The sequence below is a fragment of the Prevotella sp. kh1p2 genome, assembly GCF_900111525.1.
GTDB lineage: Bacteria > Bacteroidota > Bacteroidia > Bacteroidales > Bacteroidaceae > Prevotella.
This window is the reverse complement of record NZ_FOHY01000005.1, coordinates 107,812-134,780: the sequence shown is the minus strand read 5'-3', so window position 1 is coordinate 134,780 and position 26,969 is coordinate 107,812. Positions and strand designations below refer to the sequence as shown.

The 26,969-nt window shown below is 56.2% G+C and carries 14 protein-coding genes and 1 tRNA gene; 4 read left to right on the top strand and 11 right to left on the bottom strand.

The features are described 5' to 3' along the window. The first annotated feature begins 70 nt into the window (after positions 1–70). The 3 genes from BMW31_RS04610 to BMW31_RS04600 all read left to right on the top strand — a co-directional run bounded on the left by BMW31_RS04610 (position 71) and on the right by BMW31_RS04600 (position 7,473). On the top strand, positions 71–3,292 hold the full coding sequence (locus BMW31_RS04610) for a glycoside hydrolase family 2 TIM barrel-domain containing protein (protein ID WP_091821703.1): 3,222 nt from the start codon (positions 71–73) through the stop codon (positions 3,290–3,292). A gap of 961 nt (positions 3,293–4,253) precedes the next feature. Then, complete coding sequence (locus BMW31_RS04605) at positions 4,254–5,552, top strand: alpha-L-fucosidase (protein WP_091821700.1); 1,299 nt, start codon at positions 4,254–4,256, stop codon at positions 5,550–5,552. A gap of 307 nt (positions 5,553–5,859) precedes the next feature. Further along, the gene (locus tag BMW31_RS04600; protein WP_317039769.1) at positions 5,860–7,473 is read left to right on the top strand and encodes a DUF6377 domain-containing protein; all 1,614 of its coding nucleotides are present in this window, start codon (positions 5,860–5,862) and stop codon (positions 7,471–7,473) included. Between the two features lie 162 nt (positions 7,474–7,635). Here the strand turns inward: BMW31_RS04600 and BMW31_RS04595 are convergent, their stop codons facing one another. The 11 genes from BMW31_RS04595 to BMW31_RS04545 form a co-directional block, all read right to left on the bottom strand. Beyond that, positions 7,636–9,660: a glycoside hydrolase family 97 protein gene (locus BMW31_RS04595; protein ID WP_091821697.1), complete on the bottom strand. Its 2,025-nt coding sequence runs from the start codon at positions 9,658–9,660 to the stop codon at positions 7,636–7,638. A gap of 7 nt (positions 9,661–9,667) precedes the next feature. After that, positions 9,668–10,870 (bottom strand): glycoside hydrolase family 99 protein, encoded by a 1,203-nt coding sequence (locus BMW31_RS04590; protein ID WP_410524425.1) that lies wholly within the window; start codon positions 10,868–10,870, stop codon positions 9,668–9,670. A gap of 337 nt (positions 10,871–11,207) precedes the next feature. Continuing rightward, complete coding sequence (locus BMW31_RS04585) at positions 11,208–12,734, bottom strand: RagB/SusD family nutrient uptake outer membrane protein (RefSeq protein WP_091821694.1); 1,527 nt, start codon at positions 12,732–12,734, stop codon at positions 11,208–11,210. Positions 12,735–12,761: 27 nt separating this feature from the next. Next, the gene (locus BMW31_RS04580; RefSeq protein WP_410524427.1) at positions 12,762–15,656 is read right to left on the bottom strand and encodes a SusC/RagA family TonB-linked outer membrane protein; all 2,895 of its coding nucleotides are present in this window, start codon (positions 15,654–15,656) and stop codon (positions 12,762–12,764) included. Between the two features lie 78 nt (positions 15,657–15,734). After that, positions 15,735–16,961, bottom strand: coding sequence for a hypothetical protein (locus BMW31_RS04575; protein WP_410524424.1), 1,227 nt, complete (start codon positions 16,959–16,961; stop codon positions 15,735–15,737). Positions 16,962–16,976: 15 nt separating this feature from the next. Next, positions 16,977–17,483 carry a DUF5004 domain-containing protein gene (locus BMW31_RS04570; RefSeq protein ID WP_091821685.1) on the bottom strand — a complete coding sequence of 169 codons (507 nt, stop codon included), beginning with the start codon at positions 17,481–17,483 and terminating at the stop codon, positions 16,977–16,979. 354 nt (positions 17,484–17,837) lie between these two features. Then, the gene (gene hutI / locus BMW31_RS04565; RefSeq protein ID WP_091821680.1) at positions 17,838–19,055 is read right to left on the bottom strand and encodes an imidazolonepropionase; all 1,218 of its coding nucleotides are present in this window, start codon (positions 19,053–19,055) and stop codon (positions 17,838–17,840) included. Between the two features lie 45 nt (positions 19,056–19,100). Then, complete coding sequence (gene hutH / locus BMW31_RS04560) at positions 19,101–20,612, bottom strand: histidine ammonia-lyase (RefSeq protein WP_091821677.1); 1,512 nt, start codon at positions 20,610–20,612, stop codon at positions 19,101–19,103. A 30-nt stretch (positions 20,613–20,642) separates the two neighbouring features. After that, entirely contained in the window at positions 20,643–22,652 is a 2,010-nt protein-coding gene (locus BMW31_RS04555) for a urocanate hydratase (protein WP_091821817.1), read from the bottom strand. Positions 22,653–22,681: 29 nt separating this feature from the next. Next, positions 22,682–24,385: a glutamate formimidoyltransferase gene (ftcD, locus tag BMW31_RS04550; protein ID WP_091821674.1), complete on the bottom strand. Its 1,704-nt coding sequence runs from the start codon at positions 24,383–24,385 to the stop codon at positions 22,682–22,684. 225 nt (positions 24,386–24,610) lie between these two features. Beyond that, a tRNA-Asn gene (locus tag BMW31_RS04545) sits at positions 24,611–24,684 on the bottom strand. 203 nt (positions 24,685–24,887) lie between these two features. Here BMW31_RS04545 and BMW31_RS04540 point away from each other — a divergent pair. Continuing rightward, positions 24,888–26,573 carry a S41 family peptidase gene (locus BMW31_RS04540; RefSeq protein WP_091821673.1) on the top strand — a complete coding sequence of 562 codons (1,686 nt, stop codon included), beginning with the start codon at positions 24,888–24,890 and terminating at the stop codon, positions 26,571–26,573. The last annotated feature ends 396 nt before the right edge of the window (positions 26,574–26,969 follow it).

Here is a 26,969-nt window from a genome sequence, read left to right as displayed (position 1 = left end):
AAAACAACAATCATCAATAAAACCGGAATCATTTGATTTCTCAAAAACCTTCTAACACGATTAACGTTCTATGACAACGAAGAAACTATTTACCGCCCTCGCCGCCCTGGCCTGTGCGTTGCAGCTGCCGGCCCAGCAGTATCACCTGGACCTGCACACCACCCACGTGAACACCGAGCGGCCCCGCACGGCCTTCATGACCTATGCCGACGCGGCCCGGGCGCATACCTTGCGCTTTGAGCAAAGCCGCTGGTACAGGTCGCTCAACGGTACTTGGAAGTTCTTTTATGCCGACACCGAGAGCCAACTTCCTGCCGATGCAGTGGCCGACAACGTAAATACTGCCGCCTGGCACGACATCACCGTGCCCGGCAACTGGGAGGTGCAGGGCTTCGGAACGGCCATTTACACCAACCAGCCCTACGAGTTCCAGCCCGTTAACCCTAACCCCCCGCACCTGCCGGAGGCCAATCCGGTGGGCGTGTACACCCGCAAGTTCACCGTTCCCGACGACTGGAACGGCCGCGACATCTATCTGAACATCGGCGGAGCCAAGTCGGGCGTGTACGTTTACATGAACGGTCAGGCCGTTGGCTACAGCGAAGATTCCAAGACGCCTGCCGAGTATCTCGTCAACAAATACCTGCACCGGGGCGACAACACGCTCACTCTGAAAATCTACAGGTGGAGCACCGGCTCCTATCTGGAGTGCCAGGACTTCTGGCGAATGAGCGGAATAGAGCGCGATGTGGTGCTTTGGTCGCAGCCGAAGGCCGCCGTGAGCGACTTCAGTGTGAAGTCCACGCTCGACGACAGCTATCGCAACGGCATCTTCCAGCTCACCTGCAGCCTGCGCAACCGCACGCCGAAGGCGGTCAAGATGCGCGTAGACTACGAGCTGACCGATGCCGCCGGCACCCGCGTATGGCAGCACTCGGCCGAGCGGAAGATAGCTGCAGGCGCCGAGCTTACCGACTCAACGGCCGCAGTGACTCTGAACGACGTGAAGACTTGGTCGTCCGAGCACCCCAACCTCTATACCTTATATATACGCACAACGGTGGGCAAGCAGACCGACATCATCCCTTACCACGTCGGCTTCCGCCGTATTGAGATAAAGGAGATTTCCTACAACGCCGGCAACGGCAAGCCTTACGTGTGCCTGTTGGTAAATGGCAGGCTGGTGAAGATGAAGGGCGTGAACATACACGAGCACAACCCCGAGACCGGACACTATGTAACAGAGGAGCTGATGCGCCGCGACTTCGAGCTCATGAAGCAGAACAACATCAATGCAGTGCGCCTTTGTCACTACCCGCAGGGCCACCGTTTCTACGAACTTTGCGATGAGTACGGCCTCTATGTGTACGATGAAGCGAACATAGAGAGCCACGGCATGCACTACGACCTGGGCAAGGGAGGCACCCTGGGCAACAATCCGGAGTGGCTGGAGGCCCACATGTACCGCACGCGCAACATGTTCGAACGCGACAAGAACTATCCCTGCGTAACCTTCTGGTCGCTGGGCAACGAGGCCGGCAACGGCTACAACTTCTACAACACCTACCTCTACGTGAAGCAGGCCGACCGCAACATCATGGCCCGACCTGTTAACTACGAGCGCGCACAGTGGGAGTGGAACTCCGACATGTACGTGCCCCAGTACCCCGGAGCAGGCTGGTTCGAGCACTACGGGCGGCAGGGAGCCGACCGTCCGCTCATGCCTTCGGAGTATGCTCACGCCATGGGCAACTCCACGGGCAACCTCTACGGACAGTGGAAGCCCATCTGGAACTATCCTAACCTTGCCGGTGGCTTCATCTGGGACTGGGTAGACCAGGGCTTGCTCGTTACTCCCGGCGGCCGGCTGAAGGCAAACGACAAGCACGAACGCCCCTTCTACGCCTACGGAGGCGACTTTGGAACCAACGCGCCGAGCGACGGCAACTTCCTTTGTAACGGCATCGTGAACCCCGACCGCACACCTCACCCCGCCATGGCCGAGGTTAAATACTGCCATCAGGACGTGGCTTTCCGCCTCGTAGACGCCCAAGCAGGCAAGTACAGGGTGTACAACCGCTTCTGCTTTACCAACCTCAAGGACTACAGCATCAGCTGGAAAATCATGGCAGAAGATGACTCTATCGCTGGCGGAGAGCTCAACCTGGACGTGGCTCCGCAGGATTCGGCTGACTTCACGCTGCCGGCAGAGGTCGGAACGAACGTAGACTTCGCCGTGCGCAGCCGCAACCAGACCCTCGGCATACCGTCAGGCCACGTGGTGGCGATAGAACAATTGGCCCTTCCTGCTGACATTGCAGTGGCCGACAGCGCCGTAGCAGTGCCCCGGCTGCAGGTGGCCAACGGCGCCGATGCCATCACCCTGAGCTCCAACGGGTTCAGCTTTACCTTCAACAAGCGCAGCGGCGTGGTTACGTCCTACCGCGTGCGCGGCACCGAATACATACACGACGGCTTCGGACTGCAGCCCAACTTCTGGCGTGCTCCTACCGACAACGATTACGGCAACGGCCAACCACGCCGCGCCCACGTGTGGAAGGAAGCCAGCCGAAACTTCAAGGTAGCCTCTGCCCGCTACGATGCAAAGAACGCCAAGCTAAGCATCGTGTACCTTTTACCTGCCGGAAACAAGTTTGAAGTGAGCTATACGTTCGCCTCCGACGGCTCCTTCACCATCGCGGGCCACTACAACGAGGCGCCCAAAGGCACGGCCGAAGTGCCGCGCATCGGCCTCCGCTTCCGCCTGCCTGCTGCCATGCACCGCGTTTCGTACTACGGCCGAGGCCCGCAGGAGAACTACATCGACCGCAACCACGGCACGCTGCTGGGCCGCTACACCGCCACGGCAGAGGAACTCTATTACCCCTACGTGCGCCCGCAGGAGAACGGTCACCACACCGAGGTGTCGGACCTTACCCTCTCCGACGGCACCCACGGGCTCACCATCACGGCCGCGCAGCCCTTTGAGTTCAATGCACTGCGCAACAGCGTAGAGGACTTTGACTCCGAAGAAGCCCTGCCGCGGCTGCGCCAGTGGACCAACTTCAGTGCCGCCGAGATAGCCTCTCACGACGAGAACCAGGCCAAGAACGGCCTGCGCCGCCAGCACCACATTGACGACATCGTACCGCGCGACTTCGTGGAGGTGTGCCTCGACCACCGCATGCAGGGCGTTGGCGGTTACGACAGCTGGGGTTCGCGGCCAGAGCCGGTGTTCCAATTGCCGGCCGATAAGCCCTACAGCTTCCTCTTCCATGTGCGTCCGCAGTAACGGCACAGCCCTTGGGCAAGCGCGCTTGCCGTAGGCAGGCCCTGCTAAGGCCTCTGTCAACAAACCAAAAGTACAATACCATCCCCGTTGGTATTGTACTTTTTTCTTTTCCCCGTTGCCTGTCAGTTCATCCCCTCCTCCGCCTCCCCTTTCCAAGGGGAGGTTACCAGTTAGCCTTCTCGCTGTTTTTCTCGCACTCACTTCTGCTAACAACCAACCCAACAGCAGCTGAAAAATTACTCTGTTACTCTGTCTCAAATCCGCAAAAGCAGCAAAGAGAATACTCTGTTACTCTGTCTTAAAATATCAGAAGCAAAGTTGCAAAGAGATTACAGCAGCGGTTCCTCCCCTTAGAAAGGGGAGGTTAGGAGGGGATGATTACAGCTGGAGTGTGGCAAGGGTTGGCTAATTCATCATCCCCTCCTCCGCCTCCCCTTTCCAAGGGGAGGATACCGGTTAGCCTTCTCGCTGTTTTTCTCGCACTCGCTTCTGCTAACAACCAAGCCAACAGTAGCTGAAAAATTACTCTGTTACTCTGTCTCAAATCCACAAAAGCAGCAAAGAAAACACTCTGTTACTCTGTCTTTAAAAAACAGGAAATAACAGGCAGCCGGCAAACTTGCACGCTGTCGTGGAACGCCCATTGCAAGGGAAGAGCGGAATATGTGTCGTTCAAGCTCCTTGAAAGGCACTTCCAAGCCCCTTGAACGACAGCTCCGAGAGGCTTGAAGGACACGTCCAAGAAAATGATACCAGTGCAGAGCGGGCGAAAGTGGGTTGAAAACGGATTGCGATATGCCCTGCCGCAAGTTCCCGTTGTGGACTTCAGGCACCGTTGATAGCGGCAGAACAAACCGCCGGGGGGCGGCCCAGGGTAAGGCGGAAGCATTTTGGGGGCGGGGCGGCTTTGCGGTTTCAGGATTTTGCCTTATCTTTGCAGCTGTAACTTAAAACGTGTATCATGAAGCGAATCCTACTCTCTCTGCTCGTTGCTGCAGCCTGCCTGCAGGCTTCGGCACAGTATCAGCCGTCGGCGGAAATCAGGAAGGCGCAGGCCGAATTCCGCGACAACAAGTTCGGCATCTTCCTGCACTGGGGCATCTACTCCATGCTGGGCGACGGCGAATGGGTGATGAACAACAAGAACATCAACTATGGCGAGTACACGCATCTGGCTGATGGCTTCTTTCCTTCCAAGTTCAATGCCGACGAGTGGGTGCAGGCCATCAAGGCGGCCGGCGCACGCTACATTACCATCACATCGCGCCACCACGACGGGTTCTCGATGTTCAAAACCTCGACTTCGGCCTACAACATCGTTGACGGCACGCCCTACGGCCGCGATGTGCTCAAGGAAGTGGCCGCGGCGTGCCGCAAGTACGGCGTAAGGCTGCACGTGTACTACTCCCATCTGGACTGGCACAGGCCGGATTATCCGCTCGGCCGCACGGGCCGCAAGCTCGGTCGGCCTACTGACAAGCAAGACTGGAAGAGCTACTACGGCTTCATGAACACGCAGCTACGCGAGCTGCTGACCAACTACGGGCCGCTGGGCGCCATCTGGTTCGACGGCTGGTGGGACCACGACAGCGACCCCAAGCCCTTCGACTGGCAGCTGGAGGGGCAGTACAAGCTCATACACGAGCTGCAGCCTTCGTGCCTGGTGGCCAACAACCATCATGGTACGCCCTACCCGGGCGAGGACATCCAGATTTTTGAACAGGACCTGCCGGGCGAGAACACCTACGGCCTATCGGGGCAGGGCATCAGCCGGCTGCCGCTCGAAACTTGCCTCACCATGAACGATACGTGGGGTTACAGCATTACCGACAAGAACTACAAGACCTCCGACGACCTGATACGCGAGCTCGTGCGGGCTGCCGGCAAGGACTGCAACCTGCTGCTCAACATCGGTCCACGCCCCGACGGGCAGCTTCCTGTTGAGGCTCTGGAGCGGCTCAAGGCCATAGGAAGCTGGCTGAAGCAGAACGGACAGACCATTTACGGCACCCGCGGCGGCCTCGTGGCACCCCATGACTGGGGCGTGACCACGCAGCGCGGCAACACCCTTTACGTGCATCTGCTCAAGGGACAGGACCGTGGACTCTTCCTGCCGCTGGCCAACCGAAAGGTGAAAGGGGCGCGGATGTTTGCCGACGGAGCGCGGGTGAAGGTGGTGCCTGTGAGCAACGGCGTTACGCTCCTGCTGCCTCAGGCTCCCAAGGGCGTAGACACGATAGTGGAACTGCAACTGAAATAGAGCCCGTAAAACGTGCCTCTGTGTTGCGCATGGAGCTTTAACCGCGGTCGGGGTGTTGCTTCTCTGCGAATGCGCGGGCATCTGCGGCTGTGTGGTTACGGGCCTGGCCTGCCCACGGAGGCCGCGAGCCGCCGGCTCTTGGGCTCTATGAGATGGGCGTGAATTTCTTGCTTGAAGAAGCAGTACGCCAAAAGGGAGGAGGATGGAATAAATCGGCTGAATGTTTAGCCGTTAAGGATTTTTTCCCTTATCTTTGCATTACAGCGCCGCGGATGAAACGGCGGGAGAACGAACTAACCATTTGCACATGAAAAGAAAAACATTCTTCCGGATGCTTCTGATGATGTTGATGCTGGCTGCCGCCACCGAAGGCTGGGCAGTAACCAGTGGGAGCAATCCTGAAACGATGCTGATTCAGCTGGACAACAGCCTGAAGGAAAAGAACAAATACGAAAAACAGAAGCTGGAGAACATAGCCCGTATCAAGCAAAAACTCAAGTCGGAAGCCGGAACCGGACGGTATGCTGTCGTCAGACAGCTCTATAGGGAGTATTCTTCATACCAGTACGACTCGGCCTATGTATATGCCCGGGAAATGGGACGGCTGGCCCGGAGCTTGCGCAGTGCCGACTATCAGGTGGAAGGACAGTGTGCCATCGTGTTCTGCCTGCTATCGGCAGGACTCTACAATGAGGGCTCTGATGCCCTCGACTCTATCGATATCAGCCGGGCTTCGGCCCCTTATCGCAAGATATTCTTCACCACGGCAGCCCGTTTCTACTATGATATGGCCGACTTCACCCATGCCAATCCCTATATGGACCGGTATGTCCGCCAGGGTGGCATCTATACCGACTCCCTGTTGCACTATCTCTCGGAGGGCAGCCGAGACTGGCTTTATGCCGTTGGCATGAGGGAAATGAAAGAGCGACACTACGATACCTGCATCCGTTATTTCAATGCCTTGCTGAAACGAACGGACACAGATACCCATCTGAAGGCCATTGTCACGTCGAGCTTAGGATGGATTTGTTTGTTCAAACAGCAGAACGAAGAAGCCGTGAGTTACCTTGCCCGTGCTGCCGTTTACGACAACCAGGCCGCTACACGCGAAACTACGGCTCTGTGTACGCTGGCACGCTTGCTTTATCAGCAGGGCGACATACAGCGTGCTACGGAATATGTAAGGCAGTCGCTTGCCAATGCCAACTTTTACGGAGCCCGCCAGCGGATTATCGAAGTGAGCGGAATTCTGCCCATCATCGAGCAAGACCGTTATAGCATAATGGAGAGTCAGCGCAACGCCATGGCCACAACGGCCGTCATAGCCGTGCTCTTCGTAGTGGCACTTCTTGTGTCTACGTGGCTCATCCGGCGGCAGATGAAGAAACTCAAGCAGGCCCAGAGTGTCATCGCCGAGCGCAAGGCACAGGTTGAACAGAAGAATGCCCAGCTCACGGAAGCAAATAAGATAAAGGATGAATATATCGGGCAATCGTTCTATACCAATGCCGAATACATCAACAAGGTAACGAAACTCTACCGCACCATTGACCAGAAGATTGCTGCCCGGCAGTATCAGGACCTGCGATCTCTGCTGAAAGAGAGTGAACTTATAGCCGAACGCAAGTCGATGTTTGCTGACTTTGACAAGACGTTTCTCAACCTCTTCCCCCATTTCATCGACCAGTATAATTGTCTTTTTGCCGATGCAGGTGACAAGGGCGGTGCCGACAAGTCGAAAACACTTACCACCGAGATGCGTATCTTTGCCCTTATCCGGCTGGGTATCACCGACTCTGAACGCATAGCCAAGTTTCTCAACTACAGCATTCATACTATCAATACCTACAAAACGCGAGTAAAGAACAAGTCGCTTGTAGACAACGACCAGTTTGAGGCACGAATTATGGAAATCTGATGCCCAGTGGACAGACAGGCACTCCTGCCTGTTCAATACGGAAGGTACTATATATAATAATGAGAAACCTCTGCAAACCTCTTTAAAGAACAGTCATCATACCGAAAGGCAAGTGGCAAATGCTGATTTAAAGAGAGCTTGCAGAGGCTTCTGTTTGTGTTCTTACGGTCTCAAAGGCAGTTTCAGGAGCTGTATGGCAAAACCGCCGCTTTTGGCCAGATGAATAGGTAATACCGTGTGGCAGTCGATAGTCAACCGGTCTATGGTCAGCGGATAAGGGTTTGTGTCGTAGGCTGCGGCGGGCCCGTCGCGATAGACAATGGCCTGATACTTGGCATCTTTGTCAAGGAAGTCGAACTTCACAGACAGTTCGCGCGCATCGGCATCGGTCATGCCTCCTACGTACCAGTTCTCACTGTCGCGCTCTTTGCGTGCCGTAACGATATATTTGCCAATGTCGGCCATCAGCACTTGCGATTGCTGCCAGCTGGTTGGCACTTGCTCAATGAAGGTGAAAGCCGGTTGACCTTGATAGTTTTCAATCTCGTCGGCGGCCATCTGCCACGGCGCATAGATGACCACATACGCCGCCAGCTGCTTGGCAAGCGTGGTCTGGGGCCGAGTTTGCGGATGTACACGCCCCTCGATGCGGAAGATACCTGGCGTGAAGTCGAGCGGACCGGCCAGAATGCGGGTAAAAGGCAATACGCACAGATGGTAGGGAGGATTGCCTCCGTCTTCAGACCAAGCATTGTATTCCTGTCCGCGTGCCCCCTCTCCCGAGATTAGATTTGGGTATGTACGCTGCAATCCGGTTGGCATGGCCGGCTCGTGGTTAACCACCATCAGCTGATACTGGGCTGCTTTCTCTACTACTTTGCGGTAGTGGCGCACTCCGTATTGCGAATGCTGCAGTTCCTTATTATCGAGTTTGGGGTTTACATAACCTGTCTTGACGGCCCTGATGCCGAGCCTGTGATAGAGCGAAAAGGCGCTGTCGAGCTGATGCTCGTAGTTGGCAGCTGCCCCGCCCGTCTCGTTGTGGGCAATGAGGCGTACGCCCTTGGACATGGCATACCGCTGCAGCCCCTGCAGGTCGTAGTCGGGATAGGGCTTGGTAAATGAGAACTTGTCGCCCTCTTTGGTCCAGTCGCCGTCCCAACCGTAATTCCACCCTTCCACCAATACGCCCTTCATGCCGTGTGCAGCAGCAAAGTCGATGTACCGGCGCGTGTTTTCGGTGGTGGCTCCATGCTTAGATCCCTGCGCCCAAGACATGTTATTCATGTGCATGCCCCACCAAATACCGACATACTTACCTGTTTCCAACCACGAAGTATCTTTAATCCTGCAAGGCTCGTTGAGGTTCAACATCAGACGCGAAGCCACAAGGCCGGCCGGAGTTTGAGCCACGATGACCGTGCGCCAAGGCGAAACAAACGGCGTGCTGGCAAATACCAGTTCGCCCGTTGACCACGGCACAAGCTGCGCCTTGACCGTTGCCGTGCCCTTGGGCGAGGCTATGGGCTGCAGATTGAGCGAGGAATAATCGGTCAGATTGGCCTCATGGATAACCATGTAGAGGCTGTCGCCTGCCTCCATCGTTACCGGAGTAGACACTTCGGGCTTGCTGCTGAGCGGCGAAGCCGTCCAAAGCGCCTCGTAATAGACCGTTCCCTGCGTTGGCATAGTCCATGCCTTGGCATCGAAAGGGAATGCAAACTGCGTTTCTTCGTCCATGATAACGAAGTCCGTCAGCCGTGGCTGGCGTGGGAACTCATAGCGGAACCCGATGCCGTCATTAAACACACGGAACACCAGCGTGAGCTGCCGGCCCTGCCGTCCGCGCTGTTGCAGGCGCATGGTGAGTTCGTTGTAGTGGTTGCGCACCGTGACTTCCTCGCCCCAGGGCTGTTGCCACGTTTCGTCTTTGGTGCCGGTCGTGAAGCCGAGTATGCGGAAATCTTTATCCAGATTGCCGTCGCGCAGCTTCATGCCCAGGTACGACGGGCTGATGATGGTGCGCTTTCCACGTTGCAACTGGTAAAAAGGCTGCCCGCTGCCGTTCACGCCGGCAGTCAAGATGAGCGTCCCGTCGGGCGACGCCACCTTGCGCTGTAGCCTGCCACTCATCGGAACCGAGAGCAGCAGGGCACACGCAAAGATAACTAACCTGAAACCTTTCATACGCCATTTACTTTAATATATCCTTGGCTTTCTCCACCTGCAGACTCGCAAGAGCTTGGTAAGCGGCCTTTACCCGTGGGTCGGTTGGTGCCGTGATGCGCAGCTGATACCAGCGATAAACAAGCTCGAGCTCGGCCTGCTGATAGCTTACGCCGGTGAACTTCTGCAGCTCAACAAGGTATTTGTAGCCATATTCCAAGGTCGGTTCGATGGTTGTTCCCTCTCCATAATCGTTCCATGTGCTGATTTGGAGCCACTTTAGGCCTGCATTCTTGGCTGCATCAAGCTGGCGCCGGAACAAGGCTCCGTTCTCTGCATCGTAGGTGGTATAGCCGTCGCCGGCACCACCTTCTTTATAATAGTCGTGGAAACCGGGCATGACTCCGCCTATATACATCTTGAAGTCCTTGGCAACGCCGTAGTTGGGCGATGCGTTCACCCACGAGTATTCGCCCTCGGCATTGGTGTATCCGCCGTTGTTGGCACGGCCCGAATGCCCGTTCAGGCAAAGGAAAGTGGGCTTGTTTTTGAGAATGGCAAACGTTCGATACCAGTCTTTGCCCGTGAGTAGCTGCTGCGGACCGAACACCAGCAGCAGCGGCTGGCCGTCGGCCTTCGCGTAATAGTCTTTGTTGAAGAAGGTTTCTGCAAGGTAGCGCATGTCGAGACGGGCTTGTCCCACCTTGTCGGAGGCGTCCGCCAGCGCGTTGTCTTCATAGACAACGGCCATCTTCAGCCCTGCCTTTGCGATGGCGCGGGCCAATGCTTCGGTGTTGCTCTTGTGCTTGGCAACGGTGTTGTCACTGTTCACACCGTACCAGTCTACCATCACACCGTCTACGCCGCTGTACTTCATCAGCAGGCATTGATAGTCGAGGATGGCCTCATCGCCGGAGGCATAAGGCCCGGTGAGGGGATAGTAGTGTGAAGCAATCTGCCGCCGGCCGTCTTGGTCGACCACGTTGGGGTCGCAGTTCTTCATCGTCCAATGGTAGCCCCATGTGCCGCCGTTCGACTCGTTGGTTTCAAACCACGGCATGAAGTGTACGTACACCTGCATGTCGTTTGTCTTGCTGACGGCTTTGGCCACTGATGCCTCTTCCGTCTCATCAGCACTCTTCTTCGGTGCTCCCGGATAGCTGTCCTCGCAGCTGCTCCAGGTCATCATGCTGCATAAAAGCAGCAGGGGTAATATATGTTTTCTCATCATAAATTTATCAATAGGAGCCTCGTTCCATTTAGTCCCGTCTCAGGGTGGAGAAGGATTGGTTACGTGGTGGTGCAAGGCATTCTGTTTTGTGCTGTTTTCATCATCCCGATTTCATACAGCTATGCTTCGGCGTTGTTGGAGCTATCGTTCAAGAGCGTTGAAGCATAGCTTCAAGCGCCTTGAAGGACAGCTCTTCCGCACCGGCCGTAAACAGGCGCCCGGCAGGCCTGCCGTTAATGGCTGTTTAGGCGCTACGGACTGAGCTCCTGGATGCAGGAGGCTGGCACGGCGCAGGTACGTCCGACTGGCCGGATAGCTGTCGTTCGTCGGTCTCATCTTATTTATATCCCGGGTTCTGTACCAAATTGGGGTTCTTCTCCATCTCCTCTTCAGGTATGGGGAAGATGCCCGTGTGCCTGTCAGCTTCGGCAGGTTTGTTCCACCAGGCATCGAAGAATGTGCCGAAACGGATGTTGGTTGTGCGTCTCAGACCTTCGAAGACGAATTCGTGGAGCCACTCCTTGTCGAGTGCGTCGATGGTGAGCGTGGTCAGGTCAGGTAGCCCCGCACGCTTGCGGATTTGGTTGATGTAGGAGAGCGCGTTCTGCTCGTAGCCGAGCCGATAGTTGGCTTCGGCCTGCATCATCAGCACCTCGGCGTAGCGCATCAGCACCCAGTCGTTGTCGCGCTCCCAGGCATCGGTGGGTCCCCATTCGTACTTGTCAAGCCGTGCTCCCTCGTTCTGTGCGGCATTTTCAAAGTTCTTGATGTCCTCGGTGTAGTTCAGCGGCTCCCCGTTGTCCATCAGCACCTCGGCACCTGTGGCCACATTGTACTGCTGACCAATGAGGAGACTGCTGCGGCGCACGTCGTTCTCCTCGAACGATGAGTAGACTCCCGGCTGGGCGCAGATACCGTTGCCGCACCACTGGTACACACCGGCAGGGTCGAAGGCGTACTTCTGGTTGTAGTGATAGGTCATGGAGGCCAGGTAGTTGCCCACGGTGCCCTGCTTGTGGTCGTAGGGAATGGCGAATATAATTTCCGTGGAGCCTTGGTTCTCAATGGCAAAGCTGGCCTTGTAGGCGGGTGTCAGCGAGTAGCCCTTCACCTTGTCGCAGGCATCCAGGCAGTCCTGCCACCGGGCTTTGCCCGTATAGACCTCTGCATTGAGATAGAGACGGGCCAGCAGCGTATAGGCAACATTCTGTGTAAAGCGGCCATACTGAATGCCGGCAGGCAACAGCGGAAGCACTTCCTTGAGCTCCTTCTCAATGAAATCAAACACTTCCTGGCGCGTTGAGTTCTTGGGAAGCTCGCTTTCGGTGAAGTCGGTGGTGATGGGAACGTTGCCGAAGTTGTCGAGCAGGTTGTAGTAATAGTAGGCACGGAGCCCGCGCAGTTCGGCTTCAGCTATCTTCTTTGACTCTTCGCCGAGCTCGCTCTTCTCCACCTGGTAGATGATGCCGTTGACCTTGGAAACGCCTGTGAAGTTGTATCTCCAGATGGAGAGCACGCCCGTGTTCTGTGCATCCCAGGTGTGATATTGCAGTTGCTGGTAGCGCCCACCGTCGTACCAGTCGGTGCCGCGGGTCGGGATGCAGGCCTCGTCGCTTGAGCATTCGGAGGTAAAGAACACATACTCGCATGTAGGGTAGCAGTTCACGCCGTTGCCCTCGGGTGTACCGGAGCCATAGCCACGCAGGGTGGCGTAGGCGCCTCCTACGATGGTGGATATCTCTGTTTCGTTCTTGCCGTAATCGTTCATTGATACTTTGTCGTAAAGATGCTCTTTCAGGTCTGTACATGACGTCATCACGGTTCCTGCCAGCAGGAGTGATGATAGTATATATCTTGCTTTCATAATTTTGCGATATAAGGGTTAATGTGTTTAGAAACCGATGTTTAAGCCTACGGAGAAAGTGCGCGGACGGGGATAGGCATTGAAGAAATCGATGCCCGGAGAGTTCAGCACGTTGTCGGGAATGGCAACCTCGGGGTCAAGTCCCTTGTAGGCAGTGATGCAGAAGAGGTTTTCTCCCGTCACGTAGACACGCAGGCGCGAGAGCCCCAGCCTCTCGGGCTGTGGCAGGCTGTAGCCCAGCGTTACGGACTGGAGCCTGAAGAAGCTGCCGTTCTCGATGAAGTAGTCGCTGAAGGTTGGATTGTCGGTGATGCCGCTGTCCATGAAATCGTCCAGTACATTTTGCGAGGGGAAGCGCGTAGGATCGTACATGGCCATGCGGGTGCAGTTTAGTATCTTCTGCCCGAACATGCCGTAGGCTGCTGCTGCACAGTCAAAGTTGCGCCACGTGGCATTGAGCGACAAGCCCACATTCCATTTCGGCTGGGCAGAACCTAAGTAGCCCTCGGTCACCTTGCCGTCAGCGTCTTTACTGAGCATATACTTCCCGTCTTCACTGATGCCTTCGCAGTGAGGTCCCCAAAAGGCACCGGCCGGATAGCCTTCGCGTATCACCTGGGAATAAGTGTTGGACATGCCGCGTAGATTGTGCAAGGAGCCGGCCTGCAGGCCAACAGCCTGATACTGGCCATTGGAAAGTTTGGTGATTTCCTGCTGATTGTAAGCCAGACTCATGTTGGCATCGAAAGTCCAATCCTTTGTTTGAATGATGTTGGCACCTAAAGTCAATTCAAATCCCTTGTTCACGAGGTCGCCGACATTGGCCAACATGGTTCCGACCAAATAGGGAGGTTGTGGCACAGGATAGGTCCAAAGCAGGTCGGAAGTCTTCTTATGATAGAGTTCCAACGTGCCATTAAAGCGGTTGAAAACAGAGAAATCGATGCCAAGATTCCATTGAGCGGTGCTTTCCCACTTCAAATCAGGATTTACATTCTGGCTTTGCGTGTAGGCATTCTTCCATGTTCCGGTCGTAGCATCATAGTAGGCAGCACCCGAAGCAGAAAGGATTGAGAGGCTCTTGTATTCGCCGATGCCGTTCTGGTTGCCCGTTACACCGTACCCCAGCCGCAGTTTCAGGTTGTCGAGCCAATCCGAGGAGGCCTTCATGAACGGCTCGTCGGAGATACGCCAGGCAAAGGAAACCGACGGGAAAGTGCCCCACTTGTGGTTGTCGCCGAAGCGGCTTGAACCGTCCTGGCGCAGTGTTGCCGTGAGCATATAGCGGTTCAGGTAACTGTAGTTGACACGACCGAAGAACGAAACCAATGTTGCCTCACCTTTATAAGAATATACATCGCTCTGCCTGAAGTCGGTTCCTGCCGCCAGGTTGTTGTATCCGAAGGCGTTGGTATCGAAGCCACTCCGGGTAGAACCGAAGCCTTCGTAAACGTTGTCGAGATAAGAATAACCTGCCATGAGGTTCAGGTGATGGCTTGAGCCCAGCATGCGGTCATAGGTAAGGTAGGCTTCCAGTTGCTTGTTGGTGTAGTCTTCGTAGGTACGTTGTCCCCATCCCTTTTCGCTTTGTCCTTCCATACGAGCATAAGAAGGTTTATAGAGACCTCCCGTAACAGAGTTCTGTTCATAGGATGTGTTCACGGTAGCTTTCAAATCCTTGATGATATCCAGCTCTGCTTTCAGGTAACCCAAGAAGCGGTGACGCTTGTGATCATCCGTACGGTTGCTGTTGAGCTCAACCGGATTTTCGGTATTGGTGCCGTTGAGTTGTGCAAAAGAGCCATCAGAATTATATACAGGGAACGTAGGCTGAAGATTGGTCATGCGCTCGAAGATACGTGTGTCTATGGGATGCCAGCGGTCGAAGTTGGCATTGATGCCCTCGTCAAGGCGTAATCTTCCCTGCCACGCTGTCTGATAAGCCGTCAGCGATCCGGCCAGTCGGTTCATGTTGTTACGCTTGATGACGCCCTGATTATTCGTGTAGGTTGCCGATGCACGATAGCCGTGCTCCTTCTTACTGCTTGAGAAAAGGATGTTGTGGGAGTGGGAAATCGCCGTACGTTCAAGTTCTTTTTGCCAATCGGTATCGGCTCCGTAGTCAAGTGCGTTATAGACATTGCGGTTACGGACGTAGCCTCGCCACTGGTCAGCTGAAAGCAAATCCATGTTCTTTGCCGCCGAGGCAAAAGCTACATAGCCATTGTACTGCAAGTTGTTCTGTTCTTTTTCGCCTCCTTGCCGGTTGGTTGTTACGATAATAACGCCATTGGCACCACGGCTACCATAGATGGCGGCAGCCGATGCGTCCTTGAGGATGTCCATGCTGACTATTTCAGAGGGCTGCACGGAGTTGAAGTCAACTCCCGGTATTCCGTCGACCACAACCAGCGGGCCATTGCTTGCCGACAGCGATGTGCCGCCACGCAGGCGGAGACTTGCTCCGGCTTCGGGTGCGCCACTGCTCTGAACCACCGACAGGCCGGCGACCTTGCCTTGCAGCAACTGTTCGGTACTTGTAATGACACCCTTACGCATGTCCTTGGCACTGACCGAGGCAATGGCGCCAGTGAGATCGCTCTTGCGCATCGTACCGTAACCTACGCCTACGACAACGGTCTCGTTCAGCGTCTTGGCATCTTCGGCCAGCGTGACGTGCATATCTGTTGTTGCTTTTACTCTCTGTGACACATAGCCTATGTAGGAGATGTCGAGCATTGCGCCCTGAGTGCACTCAATGCTGAACCTGCCGTCAGCGTCGGTTACGGTTCCGTCTTTGGTTCCCACCACTTTTATCGTGGCGCCAATCAGCGGCTCCTGGTTGCTGTCCGCCACCGTTCCCGTGGCCATGATGTTCTGTGCCTGCGCCACGACGCACGATAGCAACAGCAGCAGCGTCATTACACTGCCATATATTCGAGTTGATTGATGGTATTTCATAGGTTTTCAGGATTATATTGTTTTATTCCGTTTTGGGGGTTATTTGTCGGGTATTACCAATGGCACCGTAGTGTCGACCACAGTCTGTCCGTTGGCTTTGGTTACGACAATATGGAGTTCGGTTGCTTCGATGCCTTTCAGTTCTTTTACCAAGTTGACTGTTGCCTGCCGTTTGTCACGCACGCCGGCCATCGTACCCGTGATGTTTTTCTGGCCTGCCGTGATGGTATAGCTGAGTTCTCCTGCCGTGCGCTCATTGTATTCGCGGGTAAGCGTGAGAATGTCCTTGGCACTCACGCGCGAAGGGAACAGCGTGAACACCGGGTCGGGGTAGGGTGTGGCCGTTCCTGCCTTCTGTATCTGGTCACCGCTGTTGGCGCCCCAGTCGTTGCCTCCGGTGGCATTGCGTATTACCTCGACAACAAGATAAGTCATGTTTTCCAGTTGAAAGGCAGCCTTATAGTCGGCGTCGGCCAATTCGGTGGGGGTGGTAGAACCGGCATCGTTGGGGTTGGAGGCATAGTATTCAGACGGTATTCCCACGTTCCACGCATAGAGTCCGTTGGACAGTTTCTTTACCTCTGTCTTCTCCAGACAGGCCGGACGCCATACGTCGAGCGTCTGTTGTATCGTCCAGTCGTTGAGACCAGAGTGCACACCGAACTGCACGAAGTTGGCATCCTTGGCTATCTCGGTCATGGTACGGTCGCCTAATTTGTACACATCGGGATTAAAGAGTACGGTCAGCGGCTCGTCTAAGGTAAACTTATCAGTGAATCCTGCCGACTTACGGCCAGAAACGAACCGGAAAGCCGCGCCACTGGTCTTGAAGTCCTGAAACTCCGAACGGGAATCGGGTGCTGCAAACTCTGTGCTCCACAAATCATCGCGCTTGGTCTTCAGTTGCTGCCAGAAGCCTGGCCAGTTGGCATCTTCGAACACAGCGGCATCTACGTGGAAATACTGCGTGGGCACCATCGTCTTGCGATAGATATTGTTACCCAGGTACTCCAGCTTGGCAAATTCCGAAGAGTTATCGCCGTTGCCTGCGTCAGGTTCCGACGGCTGCCATGCCCACAGATATAGGTCTGCGCCTTCGGGAAAGCCCACGTCGGTGACATCATAATAGAAACTCACTTGCTCATCGCCTGTAAAGACGGCCGGGACGGTCCAGCACTTCGGCGTACCTACCTTCTTGCTTGCCAAGGCCATCAGCGGAAACATCAATGCAGCCAGAATGACTGCGCAGCATATATTCTTTTTCATAGTCGTTCAGATTAATTATTCCACTGCCTGCATTAAATTATAGGTGTAGGATACAAACGGCTTGCCGTTTACTTGTCGGGTCAGTCTGAATTCAAGGGTCTGATTGTTGCCCGGCATTGTCGTTATGGTAAGCGCCGGTGCGTCCTCCTCGCCGTTAAGAGTCAGCCGGGCTGCTGTTCCGTCCGACTTGGTAAACGGATGGTCGAGCGTCCATGTACCTTTAATCGGCAGCAATTCGGGGGCCGAGCCTTCCACGGTGAAGTCTGCCGGTTCGCCGCTGGAGTTGCGGTTCAGATGAATGACAAAAGAGTCGAAGTCGAGCATACTCGTGAGCGTCATGGTCTTGCCATTGCTTTCATCGGTCTGTGTCAGGGAATTGATTACCCATTTTCCGTCAATTTTCTCATAAAGCCGGATGGGTTCCACATAGCTGCCGTCGTCCACAGAACTGCATCCGCAGAACACCGTTACCGACAGCAGAACCATAGACAGCGAAGTCCAATAGTTTTTTCTTGTCCTCATAGTAAATTATTTAGTTATTGGAAGTTAAGTTTTATCACATACAAAAATAGCTGAAAAAATGCAGAATAGAAACTTTAATAAGGAATGTATAATCGAAAAACCTTATGCTGATTCCGTCATGTATTGATAATCAGTATGTTATCTGGCAAGGAACGTTCAGGATGTATTATCGATATATAGCCTCGTTTAGGCAGTTTTCCGGTTTCTCCAGGTATCAGAAAGGGGTGCTGAAAGGTAGCTTCGGGAACTTTCGACACTTGTCGAAAGAATGTGCGACAAGTGTCGCACGATTATTTGACAGGTGTCGAAAGTTGCGTGTGATGATAAACATTACCCTGCAAGCATTCTTTTATGTTACAGGAACATCTGCTTCACCAGGTTGGAAGTATAGGCGTAAGGCAGATAGTCGAGTGAGGGAGCGTCGAGCAGCTGCAGGCACGCCCGCTTGCCACGGGTGATGCTGCCGTGCGTGCAACTGGCTCCCATGCTGTAGGCAGCGTTGATGGTGGCGGCGTTGAGCGCCTCCTGCGGCAGCAGCCGCATCTTGATGCAGGCCAGGGAGACAATGAATTTCATGTCGCCCGACGGTGTGGAACCGGGATTGTAGTCGGAAGCCAGGGCTATGCCGAGGCCTGCGTCGATGAGCTTACGGGCCGGTGCATAGGGCATGTTGAGGAAGAACGAGGTGCCGGGCAGCAGTGTGGGCATGGTGTCGGAGCCCTGCAGGAGTGCGATGGACTCATCGGCCATGTGCTCAAGATGGTCTGCCGACAGGGCATGATGCGCCACCGCAACCCGCACGCCGCCCGAGGGAGCCAGCTCCTCGGCGTGTATCTTGGGCCGCAGTCCGTAGCGGGCGCCGGCGCGGAGTATGCGGTCCGTCTCGGTGGGAGTGAAGAATCCCTCGTCGCAGAACACGTCGATGAATTCTGCCAGTCGTTGTTTGCCCACTTCGGGTATCATCTCCCTGACCACCCTGTCAACGTATTCCCCCTGCCGCCCCTGATATTCGCGCGCCACGGCGTGGGCACCCAGAAAGGTAGCGGCAATCCTGATGCCGGCCGTCTCCCTGATGCGGCGCACTACGCGCAGCATCTTCAGCTCGTCGGCTGTGTTGAGTCCGTAGCCGCTCTTTATCTCCACGCAGCCTGTGCCCTTGCTCTTTATTTCCTCCACGCGCCGCATGGCCTGCCGGTAGAGCTCCTCTTCCGAGAGCTGATGCAGCAGGTCGGCGGAGTTCAGGATGCCGCCTCCGCGGCGCGCAATCTCTGCATAGCTGAGGCCGCGTATCTTGTCTACGAACTCCTGTTCACGGCTTCCGGCATAGACCAGATGGGTATGCGGGTCGCAGAAGCAGGGCATGAGGATGGCGCCGTGTGCATGGACGGTATGGCAGTCGGTACAGGTGGGCATCGTGGACATGGGCCCAAAGTCGGTTATCAGTCCGTCGGTGGCCAGCAGCCACGCGTCAGGCAGAGTCTGCATGACGGCCATCTCGCTGCCCGTGAGGCGGAGCTTGCCCGGTGGCAGGATGCCTGCCAGCAGGCCGATGTGGTGGATGAGTGTGCGCATGGGTAAGTTGTTGTTTGTTTGTGTTGCCCGGGCAGCGGCGTGGGGTCACAGTGCCCGGTTCAGGTTTTCCATCTTTTCGGAGTGCAGGAAGTCTACGGAGCGGGCGATGTAGGGGTACATCACCACGTCCTTGTCAATGAAGGGAACCACCTGGCGGTAGTTGGCCACGAGGCTTTCGAGTATGGGCGACGTGCGGAGCGGCCGCCTGAAATCGAGTGCCTGGGCGGCGTTGAAAAGCTCGATGGCCAGCACGCGCTCCGTGTTGAGCACCACCCGGTACAGCTTGGTGCCGGCATTGGCGCCCATGCTCACGTGGTCCTCCTGCCCCTGCGAGGTGGGTATGCTGTCTACCGAGGCCGGTGTACAGAGCCCCTTGCTCTGGCTCACGATAGATGCTGCCGTGTACTGCGTTATCATGAAGCCGCTGTTTACGCCCGGACTGGCCACGAGGAAGCTCGGCAGGCCACGCGTGCCCGACACCAGCTTATAGATGCGGCGCTCGGAGATGTTGGCCAGTTCGGACATGGCAATGGCCAGAAAGTCCATGGGCATGGCAATGGGTTCGCCGTGGAAGTTGCCTGCGGAGATTATCAGGTCATCGTCCGGGCACACCGTGGGGTTGTCGGTGGTGGCGTTAATCTCCACGTCGGTCACCTTTTGCACGTATCTTACGGTGTCTTTCACGGCTCCGTGTACCTGCGGAATGCAGCGGAATGAGTAGGGATCTTGTACGTAGTTCTTGGGCTGGTTCACGATTTCGCTCCCGGCGAGTATCCTGGTAATGTTGGCTGCCGTGTCCAACTGCCCCTTGTGGGGGCGCACGATGTGGACGGCGCGATTGAAGGGTTCGAGCAGTCCTTCATAGGCATCCAGCGACAGAGCGGCGATGTAGTCGGCCCAGTTGCTGAGCTTGGTGGCCTGAATAATGGACCAGCAGCAGAATGCGGCCATGTTCTGCGTGCCGTTGAGCAGGGCCAGGCCCTCCTTTGAAGCTAACCTGATGGGCTGCCATCCTTTGAGTTTCAGCAGGCTGGCGGCGTCCATGCGCTTGCCCTGATATTCCACTTCGCCCAATCCCACCAGAGGAAGGCAGAGGTGGGCCAGCGGCACCAGGTCGCCCGACGAGCCCACGGAGCCCTGTATGTAGACGATGGGGTAGACGTCGTTGTTGAAGAAGTCGATGAGCCGTTCTACCGTATCGAGCTTGCATCCCGAATATCCGTAGCTGAGCGACTGTATCTTGAGCAATATCATGAGCTTCACAATCTCGTTGGGAACGCGCTCGCCGCAGCCGCAGGCATGGCTCATCATGAGGTTGATTTGCAGTTGCGAGAGCTGGTCCTTGCCGATGTTGATGTTGCAGAGCGAGCCGAAGCCGGTGGTGACACCGTAGATGGGAACTTCTGATTCGGCTATCTTGCGGTCCAGATACTTGCGGCAACGGACGATGCGTTCACGGGAGTCGTCGCCCAACCTGAGCTTGTAGTTGTGCCTGATGATTTCAGACACCTTATTTAATGTAAGGTGTCCGGCGCTGATTTCATGAACTTTTTCCATAGTATTCGTTGTGTTCGGACGATTTGAAAGTTAGAAAATACTGGCTGCCTTGTCAATGATTGCCTCGTCGGCTATCTGCGGCAGGGTGACCTGCAGCTGCGGAGTGCGCTCCATCTGGCGCCTGATGGCGTCTATGGAGCCTTGATTGCGGGCCCACGAACGGCGGCTGATGCCGTTGTTTACATCCCAGAACAGCATCTCCCTGATGTGGCGCGCGGCATCTTCGCTGCCGTCTACGACCATGCCGAAGCCGCCGTTGATGACCTCGCCCCAGCCTACGCCGCCACCGTTGTGGATGCTTACCCACGTTGCACCGCGGAAGCTGTCGCCGATAACGTTCTGTATCGCCATGTCGGCACAGAACCGGGAGCCGTCGTAAATGTTGCTGGTCTCGCGGAAGGGTGAGTCGGTTCCCGATACGTCATGATGGTCTCTGCCCAATACGACGGGTGCTTTCAGTTGGCCGTTGCGCACGGCCTCGTTGAAAGCCAGGGCTATCTTGGTGCGTCCCTCACAGTCGGCGTAGAGGATGCGGGCCTGCGAACCTACCACGAGATGGTTGCGGCCAGCCTCCTTTATCCAGTGTATGTTGTCGTCCAACTGGTGCCTGATGTCGGCTGTTGCCGTGGCCCGTTCTTCTTCCAGCACGCGTGCGGCAATCCGGTCGGTCAGTTCCAGGTCGTCAGGGTCGCAGGAGGTGCACACCCATCTGAACGGACCGAAGCCGTAGTCGAAGAACATGGGCCCCATGATGTCCTGCACGTACGACGGATAACGGAACTTACCGTCGGGCAGCAGGATGTCGGCACCGGCACGACTGGCCTGCAGGAGGAAGGCGTTGCCATAGTCGAAGAAGTACATGCCGCGTGCAGTGAGCTTGTTGATGGCGGCCACCTGGCGGCGCAGAGATGCCTGCACGCGTTCTCGGAATTCGTCAGGACGCTCGGCCATCATGTGCTTGCTTTCCTCCAAAGTGAGCCCCACGGGATAGTATCCGCCTGCCCAGGGGTTGTGGAGTGAAGTCTGGTCGGAACCGAGATTTACCTCTATGTCCTCTTCGGCCAATCGTTCCCACAGGTCAACGATGTTGCCCATGTAGGCCATTGACACCGTCCGCCTTTCGGCTACGGCCTTGCGTATGGCCGGTATCAGCTCGTTCAGGTTGTCGTGCAGCTCGTCCACCCATCCCTGGTCGTACCGTTTCTGTGCTGCCAGCGGGTTTATTTCGGCCACAACGCTCACTACCCCGGCTATGTTTCCGGCCTTTGGCTGGGCGCCGCTCATGCCTCCCAATCCGGAGGATACGAAGAGCGGCTTGCCTGTGCGGCCCTGCATGACGCGGCGGGCGGCGTTGAGCACGGTGATGGTGGTGCCGTGAACAATGCCCTGTGGGCCGATGTACATGTACGAACCGGCCGTCATCTGGCCGTATTGGCTTACGCCCAGGGCGTTGTCACGTTCCCAGTCGTCGGGCTTCGAGTAGTTGGGTATCACCATGCCGTTGGTCACCACTACCCGTGGTGCATCCTTGTGCGAGGGGAAGAGGCCGAGCGGATGGCCTGAATACATGACCAGCGTCTGTTCATCCGTCATCTGGCTGAGGTATTGCATCACCAGCCTGTACTGCGCCCAGTTCTGGAAGATGGCGCCGTTTCCGCCGTAGACGATGAGCTCGTGGGGATGTTGGGCCACGCGGGGGTCGAGGTTGTTCTGAATCATAAGCATGATGGCAGCAGCCTGCTCCGAGTGGTGAGGATAGTCGCTGATGGGCCGTGCGTGCATGGCATAGCGTGGACGGTAGCGGTACATGTAGATTCTGCCGTACGTTTTCAGCTCTTCGGCAAATTCGGGAGCCAACACGGCGTGCAGTTCCTTGGGAAAGTAGCGGAGCGCGTTGCGCAGAGCCAGCTTCTTCTCGTCGGGCGTAAGGATGTCCTTACGCTTCGGTGCGTGGTTCACCTGGGGGGCGTAAGGCTGCGCTTCGGGCAACTCTGCGGGGATGCCTTGGCGTATGTCGGCCCTGAATTGTTCCAATGTCATGGTTTCGGGTTTGGTTTCCATTGTGCTGTTCAGATTAAAGATTCAACGATTTTAGTAATTTCCCGTTCCTCACGGTCGGCCTCCTCGGCTATGCGGTTGGCTTCAGCCACCAGGGCATCGGCCGTCTGCCGGTCCTTGAGTGATGCGGCATTGATTTTCACATTCAGGCAGGCGCCTCTCACGGCAGCCCTTGCTGCCAGCGCTCCCACGCCGGCATCCGACACGCTGTTGGGGTTACCTGTCTCGGCCATTCTGCGGCAGAGGCCGAACACTTCGTACGAGGTCTTCATTGTTTGCAGCGGAATCCGGGTGGCGCAGAGCGTAGCCGACTGGATGGCCTCACTGCGCAGGCGCTTCTCCTCGTCGTTTTCCCTGGGCATGGCGAAGGCACTCATGATGCTGTTAAAGGCCTCGGTATCCTCGTCGACCAGTCGGAGCAGGCGCATGATGAGCTGCTGTCCCTTGTCGGCCCATGTGCTGAACTCCTGCCATCGGTCGTCCCATCCGCGTTTGCCGGCCGACAGGTTGGCCACCATTGTGCCCAAGGCAGCTCCCAAGGCACCCATGCAGGCGGCGATGGTGCCGCCGCCCGGGGCCGGCGATTCGCGCGAAGTCTCCTCGACAAAGCCCCTGACGGTGAGGTCTGCGAGGCTGTTCCGCTTCGTGCCGGCATCGAGAAGGTATTCTATCACCTTCTCTTCAGGCTTGAAAGGTCGCAGGTCGTTGAGCCCCATCGACCTGATAGCCATGCGGATAATGTCGGCTTCGGGGATGCCGGTCGACCGCTGTTGCTTCTCCAGAAAATACTTGCCGGCGTCTATGAGCGTTTTTTTCGGGATGAGGCCCACGATTTCCGTGCCCGTTACCCGCACTCCCCGCTCGCGTGCACAGCGGCAAACCTCATCGAAAGCCTTGTGCAGCGGAGTCACGGCGAGGTTGGTCATGTTCATTGAGACCTGTGCGATGCCGTATTCGTCGATATACCATCCGATGGCTTTCGTACACTTCAGCGTGCCCGGCTGCATGCGTACGTTGCCCTGTTCGTCCCTGAGCGGCTTGCCCGTGAGCGTGTTGCCCTCGCGCAGCGGGCGCCCTTTCTCGCGCACGTCGAAGGCAATGGCGTTGGCCCGACGGGTGGAGGTGGTGTTGAGGTTGAAGTTTACGGCGATGAGGAAGTCGCGTGCACCCACGACCGTACAGCCCGTGCGGGCAATGTCCTCGTCGTAAGGACGCGCGCCGAAGTCGGGCGCCTTGCCGGCGTCAGCTAACTTGTCGGGCAGTGCTTCGTATTCTCCTGCCCGGCATACGGCCAGATTTCTGCGCTCCGGTTTGAGCGCCGCCGCCTCGTAACAGTAGGTGGGAATCCGCAGCTCATCAGCTATGCGGCGTGCCAGTCGGCGTGCCAGCTCGGCACATTCAGCTAAGCTGACGCCTGATACGGGAACCAGTGGCAGCACGTCGGTGGCTCCCATGCGCGGATGAGCACCGTGGTGGCGGCGCATGTCAATGAGCCGGGCCGCTTGCTCCACGGCCTTGAAAGCGGCCTCACACACAGCTTCGGGCTCTCCTACAAAGGTGATGACGGTACGGTTGGTGGCCTCGCCGGGGTCAACGTCCAGCAACTTCACGCCCGGGCAGGCTGCAATGGCATTGCCGATGGTGCGAATGGTTTCCTCATTGCGTCCCTCGCTGAAATTGGGAACGCACTCGATGATTCGTTTTTCCTGTTCCATAGTATATCTCCGGTCTAAGTGTATGTTTGTTGTTGTCAAAAGGCAATACGGCCACATGGGGCCAGCAGACTGTTGACCCTCATCTGTGGCAAATATAGCTCATTTTATTTAAAGATGCAAGAAATATGCAGGGAAAAACGCACCGGTCGTTTCCTGTTCCGGTTCAAGATACTTCCGGGCATGCTGATAAAACAAAAGAGGATAACCGAAGTTATCCTCTTTGTGCGCTTCAAGATGGGCTTGAACCAACGACCCCCTGATTAACAGTCAGGTGCTCTAACCAACTGAGCTATTGAAGCATTGATATTGCACGGCCGCCCTGCGGCTTCCGCCGGCGAGGTGCAATGCTGTAATTGCGGTTGCAAAGGTAAGCTGTTTTTCCGAAACCGCCAAACAAATTCCCGTTTTTTTTCGTTTTAGCGCTAAAATACAATAATTTTTTGTTGCTTTTAGCGGTTTACAAGCATAATATCGTACTTTTGTAGCTGCAAAACAACTGTTTATGAAGAAACTCATAGCCTATCTGCTCTTGCTTGTCTCGTGCCCTGTGGCGGCGCAGAACCAAGACCACAACCTGGAGGTTGCCAAGAACCTGGAGGTTTTCAACACCATTTACAAGCAGCTGGACCTGCTCTACGTCGATACGCTCGATGCCGCCGAAGTGGTTGGCAACGGCATTGACGCCATGCTGAACTCGCTCGATCCCTACACCGTTTACTATCCCGAAGACAAGACGAAGGACCTGCGAACGATGATAACGGGCAAGTACGCCGGCATTGGAGCCATCATCAAGTACAACCAAAGGCTCAAGACAGTGGTCATAGAGGAGCCTTATGCGGGCATGCCGGCAGCCGAAGCAGGACTGCGGAAGGGCGACATCATACTCTCCATTGACGGCGAGCAGATGAACGGGAAGACAACTGAGTACGTGAGCGACCGCCTGAAAGGCGACCCCGGAACTACCTTCGAGCTGCGCGCCAGGCGCCCGGGAGAGAAGAAGGAGATGAGCTTCCGCGTTACGCGCCGCGCCATCCAGCTGCCCGCAGTGCCCTATTACGGCATCCAGCAGGGTGGCATCGGCTACATCAACCTCAACCAGTTTACCGAGAACAGTGCCCGAACGGTGCGCAACGCCTTCATCGAGATGAGGCAGAAAGGCATCAAGGGGCTGGTTCTGGACTTGCGAAACAACGGCGGAGGCTCGGAGCCCGAGGCCGTTGACATCGTGAACCTGTTCGTGCCCAAGGGCAAACTCGTGGTGTCGAACCGCGGCAAACTGACCCGTGCCAACCGCGACTACCGTACCACCCTGGAGCCCGTAGACACGCTCATGCCCCTCGTGGTGCTGGTTAACGGCGGCACCGCAAGCGCCAGCGAGATAACGAGCGGCGCCCTGCAGGACATGGACCGCGCCGTGGTGATGGGCACCCGGACCTACGGAAAGGGACTGGTGCAGATGACGACCGACCTGCCCTACAACGGCCGCATGAAGCTCACGACGAGCAAGTACTACATTCCCAGCGGCCGTTGCATACAGGCCGTGAACTACAAACACGCCAACGGCGGCTACACGGAGCATGTACCCGACTCGCTGACCCGCCTCTTTCACACCGCCAACGGCCGTGAGGTGCGCGACGGCGGCGGCATCAAGCCCGACGTGGAGGTAAAGGCCGACACCATACCCAACATAGCCGTGGCCCTTACCAATGGCGACCCCTACGGCATTCTGCGCGACTCGATGGAGGTGCTGCACGACTTCGAGGTGGCCTACATTGCCTCGCATCCGTCCATAGGGCCTGCAGCGAGCTTCGAAATAAGCGATGCAGACTACGAGGAGTTCAAGCAGAAGGTGCTCGAGAGCGGCTTCTCCTACGACCGCGAGAGCGAGAAATACCTCAAGAACATAGTCAAGCTGGCCAAGTTCGAGGGCTATTACGACGTGGCCAAGCCCGAGTTCGACGCGCTGGAGAAGAAACTCACCCACAACGTAGCACGCGACCTGGACTATAACAAGGCCGTAATCAAGCAGATACTGTCCAATGACATCGTTACGGCCTACTACTTCCAGGGCGGCGGAGTGCAGAACAGCCTGCGCGCCGACAAGCAGATGAAGGCCGCCCTGCAGCTGCTCGGCAACCCGGATGAGTACCGCCGCATCCTCAGCCCGGTAAAAACAGCGAAGAAATAAGCACGGACCAAACCCGCCCAGCGCGCGGCTGCCGGAGGCTGAAAACCTCGACAGCCGCGCGTTCTGTTTAGTTGCAGGCCGCAGAAATTACTGACTATAATCATTTACAAACCCCCTCCCGGCGCTTTGCTGCATTTCTTCGGTATCGCCTGCAGGGGCAGAAAACGGCAAAATCTGCCGTTTTCTAAGACTCTGATAATCAAGTGTTTGCTGATTGCGTAAATTCTTCTGCTTTCTTGAAGCTGTCCTTCAAGCCGCTTGAAGATGCCCTTCAAGGAGCTTGAAGCATAGCTCCGGCGCGGCCGGAAGAGGCTTCCGGTGGCGTTGAAAGCATGCTTCGGCCCGCCAGATGGGCGGAAATGAGCCTGAAAAATACAAAAATCAAGGTCCCGGAAC

Bases quoted from the DNA above. Each gene is read 5' to 3' on its own strand.
- BMW31_RS04610 (WP_091821703.1), top strand. From the start codon at position 71: ATGACAACGAAGAAACTATTTACCGCCCTCGCCGCCCTGGCCTGTGCG.
- BMW31_RS04605 (WP_091821700.1), top strand. From the start codon at position 4,254: ATGAAGCGAATCCTACTCTCTCTGCTCGTTGCTGCAGCCTGCCTGCAG.
- BMW31_RS04600 (WP_317039769.1), top strand. From the start codon at position 5,860: ATGAAAAGAAAAACATTCTTCCGGATGCTTCTGATGATGTTGATGCTG.
- BMW31_RS04595 (WP_091821697.1), bottom strand. From the start codon at position 9,660: ATGAAAGGTTTCAGGTTAGTTATCTTTGCGTGTGCCCTGCTGCTCTCG.
- BMW31_RS04590 (WP_410524425.1), bottom strand. From the start codon at position 10,870: ATGATGAGAAAACATATATTACCCCTGCTGCTTTTATGCAGCATGATG.
- BMW31_RS04585 (WP_091821694.1), bottom strand. From the start codon at position 12,734: ATGAAAGCAAGATATATACTATCATCACTCCTGCTGGCAGGAACCGTG.
- BMW31_RS04580 (WP_410524427.1), bottom strand. From the start codon at position 15,656: ATGACGCTGCTGCTGTTGCTATCGTGCGTCGTGGCGCAGGCACAGAAC.
- BMW31_RS04575 (WP_410524424.1), bottom strand. From the start codon at position 16,961: ATGAAAAAGAATATATGCTGCGCAGTCATTCTGGCTGCATTGATGTTT.
- BMW31_RS04570 (WP_091821685.1), bottom strand. From the start codon at position 17,483: ATGAGGACAAGAAAAAACTATTGGACTTCGCTGTCTATGGTTCTGCTG.
- hutI (WP_091821680.1), bottom strand. From the start codon at position 19,055: ATGCGCACACTCATCCACCACATCGGCCTGCTGGCAGGCATCCTGCCA.
- hutH (WP_091821677.1), bottom strand. From the start codon at position 20,612: ATGGAAAAAGTTCATGAAATCAGCGCCGGACACCTTACATTAAATAAG.
- BMW31_RS04555 (WP_091821817.1), bottom strand. From the start codon at position 22,652: ATGACATTGGAACAATTCAGGGCCGACATACGCCAAGGCATCCCCGCA.
- ftcD (WP_091821674.1), bottom strand. From the start codon at position 24,385: ATGGAACAGGAAAAACGAATCATCGAGTGCGTTCCCAATTTCAGCGAG.
- BMW31_RS04540 (WP_091821673.1), top strand. From the start codon at position 24,888: ATGAAGAAACTCATAGCCTATCTGCTCTTGCTTGTCTCGTGCCCTGTG.